Annotated in this window: 1 protein-coding gene; it reads right to left on the minus strand. The window is 69.3% G+C overall.

The window, feature by feature from the left end:
- On the minus strand, positions 1–1,279 hold a 1,279-nt coding region (locus tag B7767_RS47610), incomplete at its 3' end, for a condensation domain-containing protein (RefSeq protein ID WP_256923811.1).
- Between the last annotated feature and the right edge of the window lie 15 nt (positions 1,280–1,294).

Raw genomic sequence — 1,294 nt, forward strand, 5'->3', positions numbered from 1 at the left:
TGGCGCCGCCTTCGAAGACCAGGGCGTCGTCGTCGGGAGTGCGGGCGGCCTGAGCCTCCAGCAGGTGCGGCAGGGTGACCTCGGGGACCTCTGCGGCCGTGTCGTTCCACTCGGTGAGCAGCTGGGCGCGCTCCCGGTCCGACAGCAGCTCGACGGATCCGATCCGCCGGCCGGGATCGGCCGCGACCGCACTGAGCAGCCGTACGAAGCGCTCGGCGATCGCCTCCGCCGTGGACCGATCGAACAGGTCACTGTGGTAACGGAGTTCGCCCAGGATGCCGTCGGCGGTGCGGCCGGAGGACAGACGCTCGGCGAGGTCGATGCTGAGGTCGAACTTGCTCGCCGCCACTTCGACGGGCTGGGACGTGACCGTCGCACCCTCGATGCGCAGTTCGGGCTCGGTGTTGTTCTGCAGGGCGAGCATGACCTGGAACAACGGATGCCGGGCAGCCGTCCGCTCGGGCCGGAGCGCCTCCACCACACGCTGGAACGGCACGTCCTGATGCGCGTAGGCCGCCAGGTCCCACTCCCGCACCCGGTCCACCAGCTCACCGAAGACCGGATCACCCGACACATCCGTCCGCAACACCAGCGTATTGACGAAATAACCGACCAGATCGTCCAGAGCCTCATCGGTACGCCCCGCCACCGGCGTACCCACCACGATGTCCGTCCCCGCACCCAACCGCGACAACAACGCCGCCAGCCCCGCCTGCAACACCATGAACAAACTCGCACCCCGCGCCCGCGCCACCCCCAGCAGGCCCCGGTGCACCACCGCCGGAACACGCACCTCCACCGTGCCCCCACCCGCACCCAGAACAGCAGGACGCGCACGGTCCACCGGCAACACCGTCTCCTGCGGCAGCCCCGCCAGCACACCACGCCAGAACCCCAGCTGACCCGCCAGAGCACTGCCCGCGTCACCCTCCTCCCCCAGCACCTCCGCCTGCCACAACGCGTAATCCGCGTACTGCACCGGCAACTGCGGCCACACCGGCGCACGCCCACCCAGCCGCGCACCATAAGCAGCCGACAGATCACGCGCCAACGGAACCAACGACCAACCGTCCGCCGCGATGTGATGCATCACCAGCAACAGCACACACTCGTCCGCCACACCCGCCAACGCGAACACATGTGCACGCAACGGAAGATCACGGGAAAGATCGAACGGACGGCCCGCCTCGACCGACAACGCCCCCGCCAACGCCCCCTCGTCCACCACCGCGTGACCCAGACCCACCTCCACCGACGGCAGCACCACCTGCCGCGGCACACCATCCACCTCCGC

The organism is Streptomyces sp. 13-12-16, from assembly GCF_002114215.1.
Lineage (GTDB): Bacteria > Actinomycetota > Actinomycetes > Streptomycetales > Streptomycetaceae > Streptomyces.